Consider the following 21,874-nt stretch of genomic DNA (forward strand, 5'->3'; position numbering starts at 1 on the left):
AAGGCCGGGGATGTCAACATATCTGGCGTTGACTTTTGGCACGCTGTTGAGTTCTCAAGGAACGGACACTTCCTTCGGACCGCCTTCCAGCGGGCTCTCCGGGTGCTTCGTTCTTTCGTGTTTCCAGCTTATCAGATGTTTTCCGCTCCGTTTTCCGGAGTTTCATTTACCTGATCGGCTTTCGCCTTTCGGCGCTCCCGAACTCTAGCAGAGTTTTTCGGGCCGTTTTCCGCCTGTTGTTCTCGAATTTCGTTCGAGAACTTCCGGCAGGCCGTCCCGTGGGGCAACCCGGAGAACACTACGCACCGGGTCGCCCCACGTCAAACTGGCCGTGGGGAGGCTCAGACCTCGACGACGACCGGCAGGATCATCGGCCGGCGGCGGTAGTTGTCCGCCACCCACTTGCCCATGGTCCGGCGCACGAGCTGCTGGACCTGGCGGATCTCCAGGACACCGTCGCCCGCCGAGCGGTCCAGTGCCTCCTGGAGCTTGGCCGCCACCGGGGTGAACGCCTTGTCGTCGATGCCGGAACCGCGGGCCTGGATGGTCGGACCGCCCACGATCTTCCCGTTGGTGGAGTCGACCACCACGAAGACCGAGATGAAGCCCTCCTCGCCGAGGATCCGGCGGTCCTTCAGGGACGCCTCGGTGATGTCGCCGACGGACGAACCGTCGACGTAGACGTAGCCGGCCTGCACCTTGCCCACGATGCGGGCGACGCCGTTCTCCAGGTCGACGCAGACGCCGTCCTCCGCGATGACCGTGCGGTGCTTCGGGATGCCCGTCGCGATGCCCAGGTCGGCGGCGGCGCGCAGGTGGCGCCATTCGCCGTGCACCGGCATCAGGTTGCGCGGCTTGCAGATGTTGAAGAAGTACAGCAGCTCGCCGGCCGAGGCGTGGCCCGAGACGTGCACCTTGGCGTTGCCCTTGTGCACGACCTTGGCGCCCCAGCGGGTCAGGCCGTTGATCACCCGGTACACGGCGTTCTCGTTGCCGGGGATCAGCGACGAGGCCAGGATGACGGTGTCGCCCTCGACGATGCGGATCTGGTGGTCGCGGTTGGCCATCCGGGACAGCGCCGCCATCGGCTCGCCCTGCGAACCGGTGCAGATCAGCACGACCTCCTTGTCCGGGAGGTCGTCCAGCTGCTTGACGTCGACGACCAGATTGCCGGGGACCTTCAGGTAGCCGAGGTCGCGGGCGATGCCCATGTTGCGGACCATCGAGCGGCCGACGAAGGCGACCTTGCGCTTGTACTCGTGCGCGGCGTCCAGCACCTGCTGGATGCGGTGCACGTGGCTGGCGAAGGAGGCGACGATGATGCGCTTGTCGGCGTTGGCGAAGACGTTCCGCAGCGCGGCCGAGATGTCCCGCTCGTGCGGGATGAAGCCGGGGACCTCGGCGTTGGTGGAGTCCACCAGCAGCAGGTCCATGCCCTCCTCGGCCAGCTTGGCGAAAGCCGGGAGGTCGGTGAGGCGGCCGTCGAGCGGCAGCTGGTCCATCTTGAAGTCACCGGTGGCGACCACCATGCCGGCGGGCGTGCGCACGGCGACGGCCAGCGCGTCCGGGATGGAGTGGTTGACCGCGATGAACTGGCAGTCGAAGGGGCCGATCCGCTCGCGGTCGCCCTCCTTCACCTCCAGCACGTACGGGTGGATGCGGTGCTCGGCGAGCTTGGCCTCGATCAGCGCCAGGGTGAGCTTCGACCCGATCAGCGGGATGTCCGGGTTCTCCCGGAGCAGGAACGGGACGGCACCGATGTGGTCCTCGTGCCCGTGGGTCAGCACGATGCCGTCGATCTTGTCGAGCCGGCCCCGGATGTAGCTGAAGTCCGGGAGGATCAGGTCGACGCCGGGCTGCTCGTCCTCGGGGAAGAGGACGCCGCAGTCGACGATGAGAATGCGGTCCCCGAATTCGAGGACCGTCATGTTGCGGCCGATCTCGCCGAGGCCGCCGAGCGGAGTGATGCGCAGGGCGCCCTCCTTGAGGGCCGGGGGCGCGCCGAGTTCGGGATGCGGGTGGCTCAAAAGACTCTCCTCACGACGCACGCCATATGCCTGGGGTCCTCCCCGAGAGACATATGGCGTGCGTACTCAGTGTCGGTTTCCTACTGGGTAAGTACTCTCACGCCTTCGTTCCGGTCCAGCGGCGGCCCTCCTGGGAGGTCCGGCGAGCCGGGGCGCGCACGTCTTGTCTGTTACAGGTGTACCCCGCCGGCGGCGAGATCCTTCTTCAATTGCGCGATCTCCTCGGAAGTCGCGCCGACCAGCGGCAGCCGGAGCGGGCCGGCGGGCCGGCCCTGCAGCTCCAGGGCCGCCTTGGTGAGGATGACACCCTGCGTGCGGAACATACCGCTGAAGACCGGCAGCAGGCTCTGGTGGATCGCCGTGGCCTTGGCCACATCCCCGCCCAGGTAGGCGTCGACCATGCTGCGCAGCTCCGCGGCGACCACGTGCCCGACCACGCTGACCACACCGACGGCGCCGACCGAGAGCAGCGGCAGGTTGAGGATGTCGTCGCCGGAGTACCACGCCAGGTCGGAGCGGGCGATGGCCCAGGCGGCGGCGCCGAGGTCGCCCTTGGCGTCCTTGTTGGCGACGATCCGCGGGTGCTCGCCGAGCCGGACCAGCGTCTCGTGGCTCAGCGCGACACCGCTGCGGCCGGGAATGTCGTAGAGCATGACCGGCAGGCCGGTGGCGTCCGCGATGTGCGTGGTGTGCCGGTACAGGCCCTCCTGCGGGGGCTTGCTGTAGTACGGCGTGACGACCAGCAGGCCGTGGGCCCCGGCCGCCTCGGCCTGGCGGGCGAGGTCGGCGCTGTGGTGCGTGTCGTTGGTGCCGACACCGGCCACCACGTGGGCGCGGTCCCCCACCGCTTCCACGACGGCGCGGACCAGCCGGGCCTTCTCGGCGTCGCTGGTGGTCGGGGACTCACCGGTGGTGCCGTTGAGGACGAGGCCGTCGTTGCCTGCGTCGACGAGGTGTGCGGCGAGGCGCTGGGCGCCGTCGAGGTCGAGCCCGCCGTCAGCGGTGAACGGGGTCACCATCGCGGTCAGGACCCGGCCGAACGGCGTCTGGGGGGTGGAGGTCGGAGCCATGCGTCCAAAACTACTCGTAGGCGGTGGGGCGGTACCCAGGCCGGTCCAGGGTTCGGACAGGTGTGGCGCGCGGAGCGGCACAGAGATGGGATTCCGGTGCTGCATGCTCGGGGGTTCACGCAGCACCGGAATCCGTGTCACGAGCGTAGGGAGCGGCTAGAAAAGCCGCAATCCAGACATGCCAGGCAAGCCGCCCAGATGCCTGTCACCCCAGGTCAGGGGGCGACCCGGCCGTGCTTCTCGAAGGCCGCATGGGTGAGCGGCATGAGCCGGGCCCACTGCTCCTCCATCTGCTCGGCGACCATCTCGATCTCGCGCTGCGGGAACGACGGCACCGCGGCGTTCTCCTTCTTGGTCCGCAGCGACAGGAAGTGCATCAGCGAGCGGGCGTTGCAGGTCGCGTACATCGAGGAGAACAGGCCGACCGGCAGCACGGCCCGGGCCACCTCGCGGGCGACACCGGCCGCCAGCATCTCCTGGTACGCCCGGTAGGCCCCCTGGTAGGCGGCCTCCATCTGCTCGGCGACCACGTCGAACTGCTTCGGCGTGCCCTCGACGAACTCGTAGCGCCCCGGGCGGCCCTGCTGGACGAGCTTGCGCTCCTCACCGGGCACGTAGAACACCGGCTGCAGCTCGCGGTAGCGGCCGGACTCCTCGTTGTACGACCAGCCGCTGCGGTGGCGGTGGAACTCCCGGAAGACGAAGATCGGCGCACTGATGAAGAAGGTCATCGAGTTGTGCTCGAACGGCGTACCGTGCCGGTCCCGCATCAGGTAGTTGATCAGACCGGTGGACTTCTCCGGGTCCTGCTGCAACGCCTCCAGGGACTGCTCCCCGGCCGTCGAGACCCGGGCCGCCCAGATGACGTCCGAGTCGGCGGCGGAGCTGCGGACCAGCTCCACGGTGACATCGCTGCGGAACCTGGGGGCGGTGGGTTCGTCGGTCACGCGGTACTCCTTGCGGGTTCGTTGGTGCGGTGCAGCCGGATCGCGTGCTGCATGGTCTTACGGGCGCGGGGGGTGTCGCCGGCGTCGGCGTACGCCACCGCGAGGCGGAAGAAGACCCGCCAGTCGCCGGGCGAGGCCTCCGCCTCGGCCTTGCGGCGGGCGAACACCGCGTCGGCCGAGTCCCGGTCGATCCGGCCGCCGGCGGTGCGCTTCAGCTCGTCCACCGGCAGGCCGCCCTCGGCCTCCAGCTCGCGGGCGAGCCGCTCGCTGGCCCGGCCGAAGCGGACGGTCTGGCGCAGGAACCAGACCCCGATCGGCGGGACGACGAAGGCGCACAGGCCCAGGCCGATGCCGAGCGGCTTGCCGGTGGCGATCAGCTGGACGCCCTCGCCGACGCAGACCAGGGCCACCAGCAGCAGCACGCCGGAGAGGACGAAGAAACCGGTACGGGAGGTCACCGGTCGCTCACAGGTCCAGGAAGTTCTCAAGGCCCACGGTGAGACCGTGGTTCTCGACGACCTTGCGCACCCCGAGCAGGATGCCCGGCATGAAGCTGCTGTGGTGCAGCGAGTCGTGCCGGATGGTGAGGGTCTCGCCGGTGTCGCCGAACATCACCTGCTGGTGCGCCAGCAGGCCGCGCAGCCGGACGGCGTGCACCGGGATCCCGTCCACGTCCGCGCCGCGGGCACCGGGCAGGCTGTGCGTGGTCGGGTCCTGCTGCGGCGGGCGGCCGGCCTCGGCGCGGGCCGCGGCGATCAGCTGCGCGGTCCGGGTGGCCGTACCGCTCGGCGCGTCGGCCTTGCGGTCGTGGTGCAGCTCGACGACCTCGACCGACTCGAAGTACCTGGCGGCGGTCTGGGCGAACTTCATGCCCAGCACCGCGCCCAGCGAGAAGTTCGGCGCGACCAGCACACCGAGCGGCCGCGGCTCGCCGCCCGGCATCAGCCAGCCCTCCAGCTCGCCCAGCCGCGCGTCGTCCCAGCCGGTGGTCCCGGTGACGACGTGGATGCCGTGGTGGACGCAGTAGTCGAGGTTGGCCATCACCGAGTCGGGGTGGGTCAGCTCGACAGCGACCTGGGCCCCGGCCCGGGTCAGCTCGTCGAGGTCCGATCCCCGGCCCAGGGCGGCGACCAGCTCCAGGTCGGGGGCGGCCTCGACGGCCTTGACCGCCTCGGAGCCGATCCGGCCCTTCGCGCCGATCACGGCGACACGCAGCGTCATGGTGAGAAGTCCCTTCAGACCAGCAGGTCGGCGAGCCGGGCGGCCCGCTTGTCGTTGATCGGACCGATCAGCGCCAGCGAGGGCCGGTGCGCGCCCAGCACGTCACGGGCCACCGCGTGGACGTCGTCCAGGGTCACGGCCGCGATCCTCGCCAGCATGTCGTCCACCGAGAGGTGGTGGCCGTAGCTCAGCTCGGCCTTGCCGATCCGGTTCATCAGGGAGCCGGTGTCCTCCATGCCGAGCACGGTGGAGCCGGAGATCTGGCCGATCGCCCGGCGCAGCTCCTCCTCGGTGATGCCGTCGGCGACCACCTTGGCGAGCTCCTCGCGGCAGATCCGCAGCACCTCCTCGACGCGCTTGGGCTGGCAGCCGGCGTAGATGCCGAACAGGCCGCTGTCCGCGTAGGAGGACGAGTACGAGTACACCGAGTACGCCAGGCCGCGCTTCTCCCGGACCTCCTGGAACAACCGCGAGCTCATCCCGCCGCCGAGTGCCGCGTTCAGCACGCCCATCGCCCAGCGGCGCTCGTCGTGGCGCGGCACCCCGGGCACGCCGAGCACCAGGTGGGCCTGCTCGGTGGAGCGGTTGAGCACCTCGACCTTGCCGGCGGTGCGCACGGCCTTGACGCCGCGGCGGGCCTCGGCGGGCTCGGCCCCGGAGCGCGCCAGCAGCGCCGCGAAGGCCTTCTCGACCTGGCGGACCACCTTGCGGTGGTCGAGATTGCCGGCCGCGGCGACGACCAGGTGCTCGGGCTTGTAGCGGCGGTGGAAGAACCCGGCGATCTGGTCGCGGGTGAGCCCGTTGACCGTCTCCTGGGTGCCGAGGATCGGGCGGCCGAGCGGGCCGCTGCCGAAGATCACCTTGGCGAAGAGGTCGTGCACCACGTCACCCGGGTCGTCCTCCGCCATCGCCATCTCCTCCAGGATGACGCCGCGCTCGGCCTCGACGTCCTCCGGGCGGATCAGCGAGCCGGTGAGCATGTCGCACACCACGTCGATGGCGAGCGGCAGGTCGGTGTCGAGCACCCTGGCGTAGTAGCAGGTGTTCTCCTTGGCGGTGAAGGCGTTCATCTCACCGCCGACCGCGTCCAGGGCGGCCGAGATGTCCAGCGCGCTGCGCCGCTCGGTGCCCTTGAAGAGCAGGTGCTCCAGGTAGTGCGTGGCTCCGTTGAGCTGGGGGGTCTCGTCCCGCGAACCGACTCCGACCCAGATGCCGAAGGTCGCGGAGCGCACCGTCGGCAGGGTCTCGGTGACGACCCGCAGGCCGCCGGGGAGGACGGTGCGGCGCACCGTGCCGGCGCCGTCCACGCCCTTGAGCAGGGTCCGGGTGGTGCCGGGGCGCTGCTTCGCCGCCGAGGCCTGGGCCACGGGGTGTACCTCCGTAGAAAGCATGTGCAACAACAGGGTGCGGCCCGCACGCCGACGGGGCGTGCGGGCCGCGGCCGCTTCTATCGAACCGGGGGGCTAGCGGCGCTTCACTCGGAAGCGGCCTCGCCACCCTCTTCGCCCTCGACGACCGGGATCAGCGAGAGCTTGCCGCGCGGGTCGATCTCGGCGATCTCGACCTGGACCTTGGCGCCGACGGCGAGCACGTCCTCGACGTTCTCCACGCGCTTGCCACCGGCCAGCTTGCGGATCTGCGAGATGTGCAGCAGGCCGTCCTTGCCCGGCATGAGCGAAACGAACGCGCCGAACGTCGTGGTCTTCACCACGGTGCCCAGGTAGCGCTCCCCGACCTCCGGCATGGTCGGGTTGGCGATCTGGTTGATCGTCGTACGGGCAGCCTCCGCCGAGGGACCGTCGACCGCACCGATGTAGATGGTGCCGTCGTCCTCGATGGTGATGTCCGCGCCGGTGTCCTCCTGGATCTGGTTGATCATCTTGCCCTTGGGGCCGATGACCTCACCGATCTTGTCCACCGGGATCTTGATGGTGATGATGCGCGGCGCGTTCGGCGACATCTCGTCGGGCGCGTCGATGGCCTCGTTCATCACGTCGAGGATGTGCAGGCGGGCGTCCTTGGCCTGCTTCAGCGCGGCGGCCAGCACGGAGGCCGGGATGCCGTTCAGCTTGGTGTCCAGCTGCAGCGCGGTGATGAAGTTGCGGGTACCGGCGACCTTGAAGTCCATGTCGCCGTACGCGTCCTCGGCGCCCAGGATGTCGGTCAGCGCGACGTAGTGCGTCTCGCCGTCGATCTCCTGCGAGATGAGGCCCATGGCGATACCGGCGACGGCGGCCTTCAGCGGCACACCGGCGTTCAGCAGCGACATGGTGGAGGCGCAGACCGAGCCCATCGAGGTGGAGCCGTTGGAGCTCAGCGCCTCGGAGACCTGGCGGATCGCGTAGGGGAACTCCTCGCGGGTCGGCAGCACGGGCAGGATCGCCCGCTCCGCCAGCGCGCCGTGGCCGATCTCGCGGCGCTTGGGCGAGCCCACGCGGCCGGTCTCGCCGACCGAGTACGGCGGGAAGTTGTAGTTGTGCATGTAGCGGCGACGCGTCTCCGGGGAGAGCGTGTCCAGCTGCTGCTCCATGCGCAGCATGTTCAGCGTGGTGACACCCAGGATCTGGGTCTCGCCGCGCTCGAACAGGGCCGAGCCGTGGACGCGCGGGATGGCCTCGACCTCGGCGGCCAGGGTGCGGATGTCGGTGACACCGCGGCCGTCGATGCGGACCTTGTCCTTGATGACGCGCTCGCGCACGACCTTCTTGGTCAGCGCGTTGTACGCGGCGCTGATCTCCTTCTCGCGACCCTCGAACTCCGGCAGGAGCTTCTCGGCGGCGATCGCCTTGACGCGGTCCAGCTCGTTGTTGCGCTCCTGCTTGCCCGGGATGGTGAGCGCCTGGGCCAGCTCGTCCTTGACCGCGGCGGTCAGGGCGGCGAGCACGTCGTCCTGGTAGTCCAGGAAGACCGGGAACTCGCCGGTGGGCTTGGCGGCCTGGGCGGCCAGCTGGGACTGCGCGGCGCAGAGCACCTTGATGAACGGCTTCGCGGCGTCCAGACCGGCGGCGACGACGTCCTCGGTCGGCGCCTCGGCGCCGCCCTCGACCAGCTTGATGGTCTTGTCGGTGGCCTCGGCCTCGACCATCATGATCGCGACGTCACCGTCGGGCAGGACGCGGCCGGCGACGACCATGTCGAAGACGGCCGACTCCAGCTCGGAGTGGGTCGGGAAGGCCACCCACTGGCCCTTGATCAGCGCGACGCGGACGCCGCCGATCGGGCCGGAGAACGGCAGGCCCGCCAGCTGGGTGGACGCGGAGGCGGCGTTGATGGCCACCACGTCGTACAGGTGGTCGGGGTTGAGCGCCATCACGGTGACGACGACCTGGATCTCGTTGCGCAGGCCCTTGACGAAGGACGGGCGCAGCGGGCGGTCGATCAGGCGGCAGGTGAGGATCGCGTCCTCGGAGGGCCGGCCCTCGCGACGGAAGAACGAGCCGGGGATGCGCCCGGCGGCGTACATCCGCTCCTCGACGTCCACGGTCAGCGGGAAGAAGTCGAAGTGCTCCTTCGGCTGCTTGGAGGCGCTGGTGGCCGACAGCACCATGGTGTCGTCGTCCAGGTAGGCCACGGCGGAGCCGGCGGCCTGACGGGCCAGGCGGCCCGTCTCGAAGCGGATGGTACGGGTGCCGAAGGAACCGTTGTCGATCACGGCTTCGGCGTAGAACACGTTCTCTTCCACCTGGAAGATCTCCTCTTTCGTACGTCTCCGGGAGAGCGCCCCCGCGCATCGCTGCCGGTGGCCCGGGCCCTCGTGCGCTCTTGCGCAGAGGAAGGCAGTCGGGCCGGTCTTCGATCGAAGCCTCCGGTGGGCCCCGCTCGGTCTGCGGGGCTTCCGGCGGCCACTACCGAGGACCGGCGCCTCTCGGCTGCCAGGCCGGGGCGGGCGGTCCGCGTCTGGACGCTCTCTCGGATGCGGGCGGCTTCCGTTTGAAGCCTTCGTCCCGCGGGGGGTCGGGGTCTTTCGCCCGGGTGGCGCGGTGTCGCGCCATCACCCGGCATGCCCACAACCCTACGGTGCAATCCTCGGCCACCAGGGGAGGTGCGCGCGAGTTGTTATACGGTGCCGGGTCGCGGGTCGGCGACCGCGGCATACGCGCGAGGGGCGGCTCCCCGGTGTGGGGAGCCGCCCCGAGCGGCGGTCTTAGCGGGCGCCACCGGCGGCACCGCGGCGGATGCCCAGACGGTCGACGAGCGTACGGAAGCGCTCGATGTCCTTCTTGGCCAGGTACTGCAGCAGGCGGCGGCGCTGGCCGACCAGGATCAGCAGGCCACGACGCGAGTGGTGGTCGTGCTTGTGGGCCTTGAGGTGCTCGGTCAGGTCCGAGATGCGGCGCGAGAGCATGGCGACCTGGACCTCGGGGGAGCCGGTGTCGCCCTCCTTCTGGCCGAACTCGGCGAAGATCTGCTTCTTGACGTCAGAGGCGAGAGCCACTGCAACTCCTTTGAGGTGGTACCGAGCGGGCCTGGTCTACGGCACAGGACTCTGCGAGAACTCGGTGTCGTGACTGAGTGCGGCCGGCGGTCGGCGACCCGCGAGGGGCGGACACCCTGCTGCACTCGAAGGGCAAGCGTACCAGTGTGCCCGGTGCGACCGGTCAGCCGGTGGCGCCGCGGACCAGGCCGTAGACCTCCAGCACGCCCAACGCCAGCGGGACGAGGGCGATCAGGGTGAGGCTGTCGACCAGGTCCAGGATGCGCCCCCAGAACGGCGAGACGCCGAGCCGGGGCACCACCAGGGCGATCGCGGTGAGCACCGCGGCGCCGAAAGCGATCGAGGTGGCCAGCCAGATGGTGCGCAGGTCCACGTCGGTGGAGCTGGCGGCCTTCAGGATGAACAGCGGGGTGTGCAGCGAGAGGCCGACGATCAGCAGCGACAGGCCGAACAGGCCGGCGATGGTGAGGCTGAAGACCTGCGCGGTGTAGCGGAACAGCCGGGCGCGCAGCATGGTGGCGATGCCGAGGGTGAGGGCGAGCAGCTCCGGGAAGAGCTCGTCGGTGAAGCCGAGGACGGCGCAGGCGCCGACGATCACCGCGGCGCAGCCGCCGACCAGGCCGACCAGCACCTCGTGGCCGCGGCGGGCCTGGTGGGCGATGCGCTCGTACTGGACGGCCTCGGCGCGGCCGGCCTCGTCGTCGTAGTCCCGGCTGCGGGTCCGGGTCTGGCCGGGGGCGCTGAAGCCGACGGGCAGCCGGGCGAACCGGGCGGAGAGGCCGGGCAGGAAGCCGATCACGGCGACGGCGGCGACGCCGGTGACCGCGGCGATGTGGTTGGCCGGGGTCGACGGCAGCAGGACGGCCGCGAAGGTGGCCAGCGCACCGGCGGCGGCCACGAAGGCGGCGGCCACGAACAGCGAGTCCTTCTCCGGCAGCAGGCCGACCAGCAGGACGGCCACCACCAGGACGGCGACGCAGCCGGTGAGGAACTGGAGCCGGCCCGGGCCGTCCCACGGGTGGGCGACCGCGATGAGGCCGCTGCCGCCGATCAGGGCGTGCGGCAGCGCGCCGAGGCCGAGCGCGAGCGCGGCCCAGGCGTCCTGGTACACCCGGGCGCGGACGCCGGCCAGGGCGGTGAGCACGACGGCGATGACGCCGGACAGGACGCCGGGCAGGCCGTGCATGTCGTGGCGCAGGTCGGAGAACCAGAGCGCGAAGCCGAGCAGGGTGAGCAGCACGCCGGCGCCGATCAGGCCGAAGGCCCGCATCAACTCGGGGCTCCAGAACCGGCGGTCGGCCTCGACGGCGGTGGCGATGGCGTCGGCGACGTCGTCGTAGACGGCCGGCGGCAGCGACTCGGCGAACGGGCGCAGGCTGAGCAGGTCGCCGTCGCGGACCTGCTGCGCGGCGAGCGGCAGACCGCTGTCGAGCACGGTGCCGTCGCGGCGGACCAGGTGGAAGCCGGTCGGGGCGCCGTCGGGCTGGGTCTGCCCGGAGAGCCGCAGCACCTCGGGGTAGACGTCGGCGAGCGGGACGTCCTCGGGCAGGGCGACGTCGATCCGGCTGTCCGGGGCGACGACGGTGACGCGGCAGAAGCCGGTCGTGGCGGAGGTGCTCATGCCCCCACCTCGCGGACGCTCGACGCGTGCCGGGAACGGCGCGCTTCCCTGACGAGTGGCTCGTTCCGCTCGCTCACTGCGCACCCCTCGATCGCTCGACGCACTGGGCGCTCCCCCTTGTTGACGGTGCCGCTGTACCGGCGGCGGTTCCTGCTGGCTGCTGGCGCGGGCCGGTCGGGGCTGGAACTGACTCGATCCGGCCATGAGTTGGCGCGGCGTTACCCTACCCGTTCCGGTCCCGCCCACCGGCGCGCAGGGGCCGGTGGAACGGCGGCCGGCGGGGCCCCGGGCACCACGGGGCCGCCCTGGCTGATCCGCCGGAACGCGCCCCAGTAGGATCGGCCCCTGCGCAAGGCGACGGGGGCAGGGGCCGCGCTCCTCCCCGGGTGCCTGCGGTCGGCGGAGCGGGGGCGGCGTCACACGGGGCGCCCTCACCCGTACGTATCCAGTTTGCGTGAGGGCTGATGCCGAAGTGAACGATCAGACCGTTCGAAACCGCGGGGTGGGGTGCGTATGAGCGTGATCACGGTCAAGCGCCCCGCGCGGGCCTATCCCCCGGCGGTGCCGGACGAACCGGTGGAGTTGGTCACCCCGCCCGAGCTGCCCCGGTCGGGCGGCGAGGACTGGATGATGAGCCTGCTGCCGATGCTCGGCATGGGCGGGTCGGCGGTGTTCTTCTTCTCGCCCGGCGCACAGGCCCCGATGAAGATCATGGGCGGCCTGATGGTCGTCTCGACCGTCGGCATGGCGCTGGCGCAGATCGTGCGGGCGCGCAAGGGCGGTTCCACCGCCACCGCCGACGAGCGGCGCGACTACCTGAAGTACCTGCAGCAGATGCGCCGCCAGGTCCGCCGCACGGCGGAGCGCCAGCGCGGCGCGCAGCTGTTCCTGAACCCGGAGCCGGACCAGCTCTGGTCGATCGTCGCGGACGGCCGCCGGCTCTGGGAACGCCGCACGGGGGACGCCGACTTCGCCCAGATCCGGGTCGGCCGGGGGCCGGTCCAGCTGTCGACCCCGCTGGTGGCGCCGCAGACCGCGCCGATGGAGGAGCTGGAACCGCTCGCCGCGGCCGCCATGCACACCTTCCTGAAGGCCCACGGCACGCTGCAGGACCTGCCCTTGGCGGTCTCGCTGCGCGCCTTCTACCACATCACGGTGTGCGGCGACCCGGACACCGTGTACGGCAACGTCCGGGCGATGATCGCCCAGTTGACGACGCTGCACTCGCCGGACGACCTGCTGGTGACGGTGGCCGCGGCGCCGGGCGCGGTGGAGGAGTGGGAGTGGACCAAGTGGCTCCCGCACAACCAGCACCGCAAGGACAGCGACGGCGCGGGTTCGCGGCGGCTGATCGCCACCGGCCTCGGTGAGCTGGAGTACCTGCTCCAGGACGAACTGGCGGGGCGCCAGCGCTTCGTGCGCGACGCGGCGCCGTCCTCGGACCAGCCGCACATCATCGTCGTGATGGACGGCGCGTCCGTCCCGCACGACTCGCTGCTGGCCGGCGCCGAGGGCGTGCACGGGGTGACCATCGTCGAGGTGGTCCCGGGCGACCTGGACGAGCCGACCGGTCACCTGATCGTGACGGTGACCCCGGACGAGCTGGTGCTGCGTTCGGCCTCCGGCGCGACGTACTCCGGCACCCCGGACACGCTCTCCACCTGGCAGTCCGAGGCCCTGGCCCGGCAGCTGGCGCCGTACCGGATCTCGGCCGGCGGCGACGACGAACCGCTGCTGTCCAACCTGGACTTCACCGAGCTGATGAACTCGGGCGACCCGGGCTCGTTCGACGTGACGCGCAGCTGGCGGACGCGGGCGCAGCACGAGAAGCTGCGGGTGCCGATCGGCGTCGGGGCCGGCGGCGAGCACGTCTACCTGGACATCAAGGAGGCGGCGCTCGAAGGCATGGGCCCGCACGGCCTCTGCGTCGGCGCGACCGGCTCCGGCAAGTCGGAGCTGCTGCGCACCCTGGTGCTGGGCCTGGCGATGACGCACTCCTCGGAGACGCTGAACTTCGTCCTCGCGGACTTCAAGGGCGGCGCGACCTTCGCCGGGATGGCGGACATGCCGCACACCTCGGCGGTGATCACCAACCTGGAGGGCGAACTCACCCTGGTCGACCGCATGCGCGACGCGATCGAGGGCGAGATGAACCGCCGGCAGGAGCTGCTGCGCTCGGCCGGCAACTACGCCAACCTCAACGAGTACGAGCGGGCGCGCGCGGCGGGTGCGGCGCTGGACCCGCTGCCCTCGCTGGTGCTGATCATCGACGAGTTCTCCGAGCTGCTCACCGCGAAGCCGGACTTCATCGACATGTTCATCCAGATCGGCCGGATCGGCCGTTCGCTGGGCGTGCACCTGCTGCTGGCCTCGCAGCGCCTGGAGGAGGGCAAGCTGCGCGGTCTGGACACCTACCTGTCGTACCGGATCGGTCTGCGCACCTTCTCGGCGGCCGAGTCGCGGGCGGCCATCGGCGTGCCGGACGCGTACCACCTGCCGCCGGTGCCGGGTGTCGGCTACCTGAAGTTCGGCACCGACGTGATGGACCGGTTCAAGGCCGCGTACGTCTCGGGGCCCTACCGGGCGCCGGGGCAGCAGCGGTCGACCGGCGGGCGTCTGGTGACGGCGCAGCCGGTGCTGTTCACCGCGGCCGAGGTGCCGGTGCTGGAGCCGCCGGTGCAGGAGGTGGAGCCGGAGGTCGTGGAGCAGGACGACGCGCTGGTCGACACCGTGCTGGACGTCTTCGTGCAGCGGATGGCGGGGCAGGGCCCGGCCGCGCACCAGGTGTGGCTGCCGCCGCTGGACGAGGCGCCGAGCGTCGACCAGTTGCTGCCGCCGCTGCAGGCGACCGCGGAGCGCGGTCTCACCTCGCCGGGCTTCGGCGCGCTGGGCCGGCTCAACGTGCCGGTCGGCATCGTGGACCGGCCGCGCGAGCAGCGCCGCGACGTGCTGCACCAGGACTACTCGGGTGCGGCCGGTCACGGTCTGATCGTGGGCGGCCCGCGGTCCGGCAAGTCGACGCTGGTGCGCACCACGGTGGCCGGGTTCGCGCTCACCCACACGCCGCTGGAGGCGCAGTTCTACCTGCTGGACTTCGGTGGCGGCGGCTTCCAGTCGCTGCAGGGCCTGCCGCACGTCGGCGGGGTGGCCGGTCGTCTGGACGCCGAGAAGGTGCGCCGGATGATCAGCGAGGTGCACGGGGTGCTGAACCGGCGCGAGGAGCTGTTCCGGGCGACCGGGATCGACTCGATCGCGACCTACCGGTCCCGGCGGGCCAGCGGTCAGCTGCCGGACGAGCAGTTCGGCGACGTCTTCCTGATGATCGACGGCTGGAACACCTTCAAGCAGGAGTTCGAGATGCTGGAGCCGGTGATCGGGGACATCGCCCAGCGCGGTCTCGGGTACGGCGTCCACCTGATCATCACGGCGGCCCGCTACGCGGAGGTCCGCCCGGCGCTGAAGGACCTGCTGCAGAACCGGACCGAGCTCAAGCTCGGTGACGCGATGGAGTCCGAGGTGGACCGCCGGGTGGCGCAGAACATCCCGGCCCTGCCGGGGCGCGGCGTCACCTCCGGCAAGCTGCACTTCCTCTCCGGCCTGCCCCGGCTGGACGGCTCGTCCTCGGTGGACGACCTCCAGGACGGGGTGACCGCGCTGGTCGCCGCCGTGGACGCGGCCTGGACGGGCCCGCGCGCGCCGCAGGTCCGGATGCTGCCGGCGGTGCTGGACGGCCACTCGCTGCCGAAGGGCTTCGAGTACCCGGAGCGCGGGGTCGCCTTCGGCGTGGACGAGGTCGAGCTGGCGCCGGCGTTCGTCAACTTCGAGACGGACCCGCTGTTCATCGTCTTCGGCGACACCGAGTCCGGTAAGTCGGCGACGCTGCGGATGCTGATCAAGCAGATCACCGAGCGGTACACCCCGGACCAGGCCGGCATCGTGGTCGGCGACTACCGGCGCGCGCTGCTCGGCGCGGTGCCGCAGGAGTACCTGGTCGAGTACGCGGCCGCGCAGCCGGCCATGACCAGCATCGTGGAGATGCTGCGCGGGGCCTGCTCGCGCCGGCTCCCCGGTCCGGACGTGACCGCCGACCAGCTGCGCAACCGCAGCTGGTACAGCGGCAAGGACATGTTCGTGATCGTGGACGACTACGAGCTGGTGGCGACCGGTTCGGGGAACCCGCTGGCGCCGCTGGCCGAGTTCCTGCCGTTCGCCCGGGACATCGGCCTGCGCGTGATCATCGCGCGGAGCGCGGGCGGCGCCGGCCGTTCGCTCTACGAGCCGGTGATGCAGCGGATGCGGGAGCTGGGCGGCCAGGGCGTGATCCTCTCCGGCAACAAGGACGAGGGCGCGCTGCTGGGCACCGTCAAGCCGCAGCCGCTGCCGCCGGGCCGGGGCGTGTTCGTCTCGCGCCGGATCACCAGCGGGCAGATGGTGCAGACGGGCTGGTTGCCGTCGGCGTAGCGGGAGCGGCCGCCCCCGGTGGCGGTGACGGAAAGTGAGGGAAGGGGTCGGGTTCCGCGGAGCCCGGCCCCTTCCGCGTCCACGTGCTGAAACGTTATGGAGATCTTTCCGGCTCTGGGCTGCGGTTCCCGCACCCCGGGCGGGCGGTGACCGGCTCCGGGAAGCCGCCTGGGCGACCTTCTCCGAGCCGGTCATCAGCCTTGGAATGAGCGCGCGCAATGCTCCGTTCACCTTGGATTCAAGCGCGATGTGGCAGAGGTAACAAGTCGGACATGCGTGACAATCACCGTCGGTGATCATCGGATCGCATGTTTATGCCCACCTTCGCAACGGATTCCGAAGCATTTCCGGCATTGACGCAGTCATTACGGCCAAGGTTCCATGACGGCCCGGGAGCGAAGGACCAGAACCCCACAGCAGCAAGCCAGCGGAGGCGATACCGCTCCCTCTCCAGGACCGCACAGAGCCGATCGGAAGCCACATGACCGACACGCTTCGCCCGCCACACGCCGTAGCCCCCACTACGGCGGCCGAGGGCGCCGCCTCCCCCCAGACGCTCAAGCGCTCGATCGGCGTCGTGGGCGGGACCCTGCTCACGCTGTCCTGCGTCACCCCGGCCTCCACGCTCTTCGTGATCGTCCCGGAGCTGTTCTCCAGCATCGGCAGCGCCACCGCGCTGGCCATCGCGATCGGCTCGGTGCTCTGTATCGCGGTCGCCTTCTGCTACTCCGAACTCGGCACCCTGATCCCCAGCGCCGGCGGCGAGTACGCGATGGTCGGCACCCTGGCCGGGCGACTGGCCGGCTGGCTGGTCTTCGTGCTCTCGCTGATCGTGGTGCTGATCGTCCCCTCGGTGATCGCCCTCGGCACCGCCGACTACCTCGCCCCGGTGCTGCACGTCGACAAGCCGATCGCCGGCGCCGCGGTGATGCTCGCCGCCACCCTGGCCGGTCTGCTGGACCTGCGTGCCAACGCCTGGATCACCGGCGTCTTCCTGGTCCTGGAGGTCGTCGCCGCCGGTGTGGTGTCGGTGCTCGGCTTCGCCCACGCCAACGGCGACGCGCCCAGCCTGCTGCACGGGGTGGTCGCCGGCGACGGCGGCGCCACCACCACGGTGAGCATCGGCGCCATCGTCGGCGCGCTCGGCATCGCCCTCTTCATCACCCAGGGCTTCTCCACCGCGGTCTACCTCTCCGAGGAGCTGGAGGACCCGCGCCGCAACGTCTCGCGCACCGTGCTGTGGACCCTCGGCATCTCCGCCGCGGTCATCCTGATCCCGGTCACCGCGATCACCATGGGCGCCCCCGACCTGGCCACCCTGACCTCCGGCGACATCTCCGGCATGGTCACCGCGTGGAGCAACTCCGCCGTCGGCACCTTCATCAGCCTCTGCGTGGCGCTGGCGATCATCAACGCCGGCATCGTCATGGTCATCCAGAACTCCCGGGTGCTGTTCGCCTCGGCCCGCGACAAGGCGTGGCCCGAGCCGGTCAACAAGGCCTTCTCCACCCTGGGCAGGTTCGGCTCCCCGTGGGTGGCCACGCTGGCCGTCGGCCTGCCGGGCGCCGCGCTCTGCTTCGTCAAGGGCGAGCTGCTCAGTGAGATCACCGGCGTCGCCGTCACCGGGATGTACCTGCTGGTCGCCATCGCCGCGCTGCTGTCGCGCCGCGATCAGCACAAGCACGCCACCGCCTGGCGGATGCCGCTCTGGCCGGCCGTCCCGGTGGTCCTGATCGTCGTGCTGGTCTACATCATCACCCAGCTGGACACCGTGCCCCTGCTGTGGACCGGCGGCATCACCGCCGCCGCCACCCTCTACTGGCTCTTCTACCTGCGCCCCCGGCAGGAGACCCGCTGGGTGATCAGCCTGCCCGAGGACCAGCAGGCCTGACCCCGGCGGGGCCGCCCCCGACCCCCACCCCTCCCCCACACGGCGGTGCCGCGGACCACTCCCCCTCTGGTCCGCGGCACCGCCGTTCCGCACGCGCCGGCGCCACCCCGGGGTCGGCCGGTCGGACGCGGGCCGACCGGCCGGCGCAGGCTCGCGGCGGGGAGAAGGCTCCGGATCAGTCCGTGGGGCGCCGGCGGTGGTCGCGGAGCACCACGCCGCCGCCGATGAGCAGCGCGACGAGCAGGGCGCCGACGCCCAGGACGTAGGTCGCGGTGCGGCCGTCGCGGTCGGCCTGGGTCTCGCCGAGGCCGAGCGGCTGCGGCACGATCGGGGCGGCGGCCAGCTGGACGGGCTCGTCCGGCTTCGCCTTGTACGGCGGGTCCTCGGGTGCCTTGGTGACGGCCTTCACCGGGTCCACCACGCCCCAGCCGATGTACGCGTTCGCCTCGTGCCCGGTGCGCTGCGCGGTCTGCTCGATCCGGGCGCGCACCTGCGCCGGCTTCCACTTGGGGTGGGCGCCGAGCAGCAGCGCGGCCAGGCCGGCGACGTAGGGCGCGGCGAAGCTGGTGCCGTTGTCCACGCACTGGCCGCCCCGGGGGACGGTGGAGAGCATGTCGACGCCGGGCGCGACGACGTCCACGAAGTCGCCGTACTGGGAGAACGGGGCACGCTCGTTGTTGCGGTCGGAGGCTCCGACGGCGAGCACGGTCGGGAACGCGGCGGGATAGGTGTCGCCCTCCTTGCCGTCGTTGCCGGAGGAGGCGACCACCACGATGTCCTTGGCCTCGGCGGCCTCGACGGCGGCCTTCAGCTCCGCGTAGCCGCCGAAGTCGGCGTTGCCGGCGCCGCGCACGTCCTGCGAGATGTTGATGACCTTGACGCCCCGCTGGATCGCGATGTAGATCGCCTCGACCAGGGTGTAGACGTCACCGTTGCCCTCGGCGTCGTTCTGCCGGATCGACAGGATGCCGGCGTCCGGGGCGATGCCGACGAAGCCGGTCTGGTCGTAGTGGCCGGCCGCGATGATGCCCGCGACCTTGGTGCCGTGGCCGACGAGGTCGTCCTTGCCGGTGCCCTCGACCTTCTTCTTGTCCTTGTCCTTCAACAGCGAGCCGCCGTCGACCACCCGGTTGGCCAGCTGGGGGTTCTGGTCGTTGACCCCGGTGTCGATGACCGCGACGGTCACCCCCGCACCGGTGACGGTGCCGCCCTGCCAGAGCTCGTCGAGCACCATGCGCTGCAACGACCACGGCACGGCCTGCACGTTCTGGGCGTCCTTGGCGCAGTCACCGGCGGCGGCGATGCCGGGCCCGTCCGCGTGGGCCGGGGCGGCCAGCGGACCGCCGAGCACCGCGAGCGCGGCCACCGTCGCGGCCACCTTCCGGTACCTGACTACGGACACCCTGCCACCCCTCTTGTCGTCCACCCGTGTTGCGCGCCAGGGGCGGGTGCCCGGACCGGGCACCCGCCCCTTCGGCGGAATCGATCGCCCCCACGACCGGGGGCGGGATCCGTCAGCCCCAGAGCTTGGCGTTGTTGTTCTCGGTGCTGTTGTAGCTCTCGGCCGCCTTGTCCAGCGAGCCGGCGATCTGGGACAGCACCTGCTGCAGGTGGCTGGCGCGGGAGTCCCACTTCGCCTGGTGGGCCTGGTAGCCCTGCTGAGCGGCACCCTCCCAGCTGGAGGCGATCTTGGTCACGCCCGCCTTCAGCTCCTCAAGCTGGGAGTTGATGCGGTTGGCGGTGGCGCGAACCTCGCTGCCGGCGTTCCGGACAGTTTCGAAGTTGACGAGAATGTGGTCGGACACGATGTCTCCTTGTCGAGGAACCGACGCGCTCCCTCACCAGGGGCCGCCGGTGAATGACCTGGCAGAGAGGGGATCAGATCTTGCCGGCGCCGAACGCCGCCTGCTGGTCCGCGTCGGTCGCCGAGTACTGCTTGGTCGTGATCTCGATCGCGCTCTTGATCGCCTTCAGCGACTTGTTGAGCTCGACCGCGTCCTCGTTGAACTGGCCCTGAAGGGTCTTGTAGGCCGTGGCCGCCTGACCCTGCCAACCGCCGGCGATCGAACCCACCAGGCTGTCGAGCTTGCGAATCTCGCCCTCGATCTGGCCGATGACCTCGTCCATGTGCTTGGCGAAAGCCAGCATCTCCTGAGCGGTCGTCTTGAACTGACCCATGCTCTACCGTCCCCCATGAGACAGACATTGTGTCCGGACCGCCGTTCCCGGCCGGTCCGCCGCATCACCGGTGTGATGTCCAGCAGCACTGTAGTCGGCACACGCAACTCGCCCAACACCGGGGAACCGCTAGTTACCAGACCATGACACTGGGGCCAATTCCGTTGCCGGAACGGGCCGGTCAGGCGTTCTGCTGCTGGGCCGCGGTCTTCGCGTTCAGCGCCGGACCGGAGGGCACCAGGGCCGACCAGGCCAGCGGCACCGGCACCGGCTGCAGGCCCTGGTAGCCGAGCCGGGCCTGGTTGCCGCCGGCCTCGTCCTGCTGCTGACCCGGCTGCCCGGCGGCCGGGTCAGCGGGCTGGACGGTCGGGGTCGCGGTGACGGTCGGGACCGGCTTGCCCGGCTGGGCGGACGGCGCGGCCTGCGCCCCCTTGCCGCCGGTGGTGTTGGCGGGGACGGCGTAGCGCAGCCCGGTCTCGGTGATCAGGTAGTCGCTGCCGGAGCCGCCCGCACCGCCGTCCAGCGCACGGTAGAAGAGTCCCTGACCGGGGGTCACATAGGCCGAACCGACGCCGCTGCTGTGCTTCGCCGGGAAGTCCGGGCCGGCCCAGACACTGCGCCGCGGCGTCTTGCCGTCCTCGGCCATCCCGTCGAACGTGCTGCAGATCACCGGCTTCGCGTCCTTCGCCGCCTGCCAGTTGTTGGCCGGCGCCCCCGTCCTGGTCGGCCAGTCGTCGGCGTCCTTCAGCGGGGTGCTGGAGTTGAAGGCGGCGTAGTCGGCCGGCATCAGCTCGTCGATCCGCGGCGTCCGGTCGGCGTCCTGGTTGTAGAGCCCCTGCCACGCGGGGTTCTGCCGGATCAGCTCGGCCTGGAGCTGGGTGACCACGAACAGCTGGTCCTTGCCCACCACGAAGTTCCGGTCGCCGTACCGGACCAGCCGGCCGATCTTGCGGTCCTCCGGCTTCTGCAGCGCCACCGAGGAGTTGGGGCCCTTGACGTCCGGGACCAGCCCGTCGATCTTGGGGAACTGGATCACCGAGCCGGTGACCAGGGTGTCCATCCACTCCCTCTTCACCGGCTGCGGCTTCGCGCTCGCCCCGAAGATCGCCGCCATCAGCTGCTTCTTGTCGCTCTCGGAGGTCTGCGTCCCCCCGATGGCGTGCTTGCGGCCCTGCGAGTCGATCAGGTAGAGGTTCAACTTGCTCTGGTCGATCGGCGGCTGGCCCGGGCCGGGCTGCGCGGCGACCTGCTGGTCGTCGATCTCCTTCACCAGCAGCGCCTGGTCGGTGTCCAGCACCCGGTCCTTGGCGGCCAGCGTCCTGGCGTCGGCACCGCCCGCGAGGAACAGCGCCTGATTGGCCGTCTCCTGCTTGTCGTCCGGACCGGGACTGTCGCAGACCGACCACTTCATCGGCTTGCTCGCGTTCTCCTTGGTCGGCAGCCGGTCCGGCGCGTTCGGGATGCCGATGGTCGGGCCGTGGCTCGGGTACTTGTCGAGCACCTCGTCGGCGACCACCACCACCTTCGCGTCCACCGGCAGCACCAGCCGCGCCGAGGACATGTTCAGCACCTGGTGCAGCCGCTTGGTCTTGCCGTCCGGATCGGTCAGCACCACGTACCGGGTGGTGCTCTTCTTGCCCTGCACGATGTTCTTGCCGCTGTCCCAGCCCACCGGGGCGCTCGGCTTGAACACCCCCCAGACCCCGAACGCGCCGACCACCAGAGCGCCCACGATGACGCTCGGCAGGATCGCCTTCACCGGCCGCGGCGCGTCCTCGTCGCTGCCGCCCCCGTTGGGCAGCAGGAACGCGCCGACCGTTCGCTTCCGCGCGAAGGTGTAGGCGTTCAGCTCGTCCCGGCGTGATGCCATGCTCGTCGTCTCCCCTGTCTGACCGACATACCCCGTGGTCCGCACCCGCCGGGCGAGAGCGGCTTCGAACCCTCTACGATGCGGCAGCAGACGGTGAGTACGGTACGGGTACGGTTCGCGAACCGGCCAACCGGGCCGCGACAACTGATTCAG

The 21,874-nt window shown here is 70.8% G+C and carries 15 protein-coding genes; 2 read left to right on the plus strand and 13 right to left on the minus strand.

What is annotated here, in order from left to right; genetic code table 11:
• Positions 1-341 precede the first annotated feature (341 nt).
• The 9 genes from ABZ497_RS25225 to eccD all read right to left on the minus strand — a co-directional run bounded on the left by ABZ497_RS25225 (position 342) and on the right by eccD (position 11,321).
• Complete coding sequence (locus tag ABZ497_RS25225; protein WP_359808455.1) at positions 342-2,027, minus strand: ribonuclease J; 1,686 nt, start codon at positions 2,025-2,027, stop codon at positions 342-344.
• A 170-nt stretch (positions 2,028-2,197) separates the two neighbouring features.
• Complete coding sequence (gene dapA / locus ABZ497_RS25230) at positions 2,198-3,097, minus strand: 4-hydroxy-tetrahydrodipicolinate synthase (RefSeq protein WP_352297641.1); 900 nt, start codon at positions 3,095-3,097, stop codon at positions 2,198-2,200.
• 215 nt (positions 3,098-3,312) lie between these two features.
• Positions 3,313-4,044: an FAD-dependent thymidylate synthase gene (gene thyX / locus ABZ497_RS25235; RefSeq protein ID WP_329487692.1), complete on the minus strand. Its 732-nt coding sequence runs from the start codon at positions 4,042-4,044 to the stop codon at positions 3,313-3,315.
• Complete coding sequence (locus ABZ497_RS25240) at positions 4,041-4,502, minus strand: hypothetical protein (protein ID WP_329487693.1); 462 nt, start codon at positions 4,500-4,502, stop codon at positions 4,041-4,043. The genes thyX and ABZ497_RS25240 overlap by 4 nt, the downstream gene beginning before the upstream one ends.
• A gap of 7 nt (positions 4,503-4,509) precedes the next feature.
• Positions 4,510-5,265, minus strand: coding sequence for a 4-hydroxy-tetrahydrodipicolinate reductase (gene dapB / locus ABZ497_RS25245; protein ID WP_329487694.1), 756 nt, complete (start codon positions 5,263-5,265; stop codon positions 4,510-4,512).
• Positions 5,266-5,279: 14 nt separating this feature from the next.
• Positions 5,280-6,632: a pitrilysin family protein gene (locus tag ABZ497_RS25250; protein WP_329487695.1), complete on the minus strand. Its 1,353-nt coding sequence runs from the start codon at positions 6,630-6,632 to the stop codon at positions 5,280-5,282.
• A gap of 107 nt (positions 6,633-6,739) precedes the next feature.
• Positions 6,740-8,947 carry a polyribonucleotide nucleotidyltransferase gene (locus tag ABZ497_RS25255; protein ID WP_329487696.1) on the minus strand — a complete coding sequence of 736 codons (2,208 nt, stop codon included), beginning with the start codon at positions 8,945-8,947 and terminating at the stop codon, positions 6,740-6,742.
• Between the two features lie 462 nt (positions 8,948-9,409).
• A complete protein-coding gene (gene rpsO, locus ABZ497_RS25260) occupies positions 9,410-9,700 on the minus strand; it encodes a 30S ribosomal protein S15 (protein WP_030397713.1) in 291 nt (96 codons plus the stop codon).
• A gap of 163 nt (positions 9,701-9,863) precedes the next feature.
• The gene (gene eccD, locus ABZ497_RS25265; protein ID WP_359808459.1) at positions 9,864-11,321 is read right to left on the minus strand and encodes a type VII secretion integral membrane protein EccD; all 1,458 of its coding nucleotides are present in this window, start codon (positions 11,319-11,321) and stop codon (positions 9,864-9,866) included.
• A 513-nt stretch (positions 11,322-11,834) separates the two neighbouring features.
• On the opposite strand from eccD, the gene eccCa reads away from it, so the two are divergent.
• Together eccCa and ABZ497_RS25275 are read left to right on the plus strand one after the other, a co-directional pair.
• Positions 11,835-15,782, plus strand: a complete 3,948-nt coding sequence (gene eccCa / locus ABZ497_RS25270) for a type VII secretion protein EccCa (protein WP_359808461.1) — start codon at positions 11,835-11,837, stop codon at positions 15,780-15,782.
• Between the two features lie 481 nt (positions 15,783-16,263).
• Positions 16,264-17,673: an APC family permease gene (locus tag ABZ497_RS25275; protein ID WP_352297655.1), complete on the plus strand. Its 1,410-nt coding sequence runs from the start codon at positions 16,264-16,266 to the stop codon at positions 17,671-17,673.
• Positions 17,674-17,848: 175 nt separating this feature from the next.
• Here the strand turns inward: ABZ497_RS25275 and mycP are convergent, their stop codons facing one another.
• The 4 genes from mycP to eccB form a co-directional block, all read right to left on the minus strand.
• A complete protein-coding gene (gene mycP, locus ABZ497_RS25280; protein WP_359808463.1) occupies positions 17,849-19,075 on the minus strand; it encodes a type VII secretion-associated serine protease mycosin in 1,227 nt (408 codons plus the stop codon).
• Between the two features lie 112 nt (positions 19,076-19,187).
• Positions 19,188-19,478: a WXG100 family type VII secretion target gene (locus tag ABZ497_RS25285; protein WP_329487701.1), complete on the minus strand. Its 291-nt coding sequence runs from the start codon at positions 19,476-19,478 to the stop codon at positions 19,188-19,190.
• Positions 19,479-19,551: 73 nt separating this feature from the next.
• Positions 19,552-19,851 (minus strand): WXG100 family type VII secretion target, encoded by a 300-nt coding sequence (locus ABZ497_RS25290; protein ID WP_329487702.1) that lies wholly within the window; start codon positions 19,849-19,851, stop codon positions 19,552-19,554.
• Between the two features lie 181 nt (positions 19,852-20,032).
• A complete protein-coding gene (gene eccB, locus ABZ497_RS25295; protein ID WP_359808464.1) occupies positions 20,033-21,721 on the minus strand; it encodes a type VII secretion protein EccB in 1,689 nt (562 codons plus the stop codon).
• Positions 21,722-21,874: the final 153 nt, after the last annotated feature.

Source organism: Kitasatospora sp. NPDC005751 (assembly GCF_040630835.1).
Lineage (GTDB): Bacteria > Actinomycetota > Actinomycetes > Streptomycetales > Streptomycetaceae > Kitasatospora.

What these genes read in the sequence shown, in the direction of transcription:
- ABZ497_RS25290 (WP_329487702.1), bottom strand. Translation starts at nt 19,851, where the DNA reads ATGGGTCAGTTCAAGACGACCGCTCAGGAGATGCTGGCTTTCGCCAAG.
- eccCa (WP_359808461.1), top strand. Translation starts at nt 11,835, where the DNA reads ATGAGCGTGATCACGGTCAAGCGCCCCGCGCGGGCCTATCCCCCGGCG.
- eccB (WP_359808464.1), bottom strand. Translation starts at nt 21,721, where the DNA reads ATGGCATCACGCCGGGACGAGCTGAACGCCTACACCTTCGCGCGGAAG.
- dapB (WP_329487694.1), bottom strand. Translation starts at nt 5,265, where the DNA reads ATGACGCTGCGTGTCGCCGTGATCGGCGCGAAGGGCCGGATCGGCTCC.
- ABZ497_RS25275 (WP_352297655.1), top strand. Translation starts at nt 16,264, where the DNA reads ATGACCGACACGCTTCGCCCGCCACACGCCGTAGCCCCCACTACGGCG.
- dapA (WP_352297641.1), bottom strand. Translation starts at nt 3,097, where the DNA reads ATGGCTCCGACCTCCACCCCCCAGACGCCGTTCGGCCGGGTCCTGACC.
- eccD (WP_359808459.1), bottom strand. Translation starts at nt 11,321, where the DNA reads ATGAGCACCTCCGCCACGACCGGCTTCTGCCGCGTCACCGTCGTCGCC.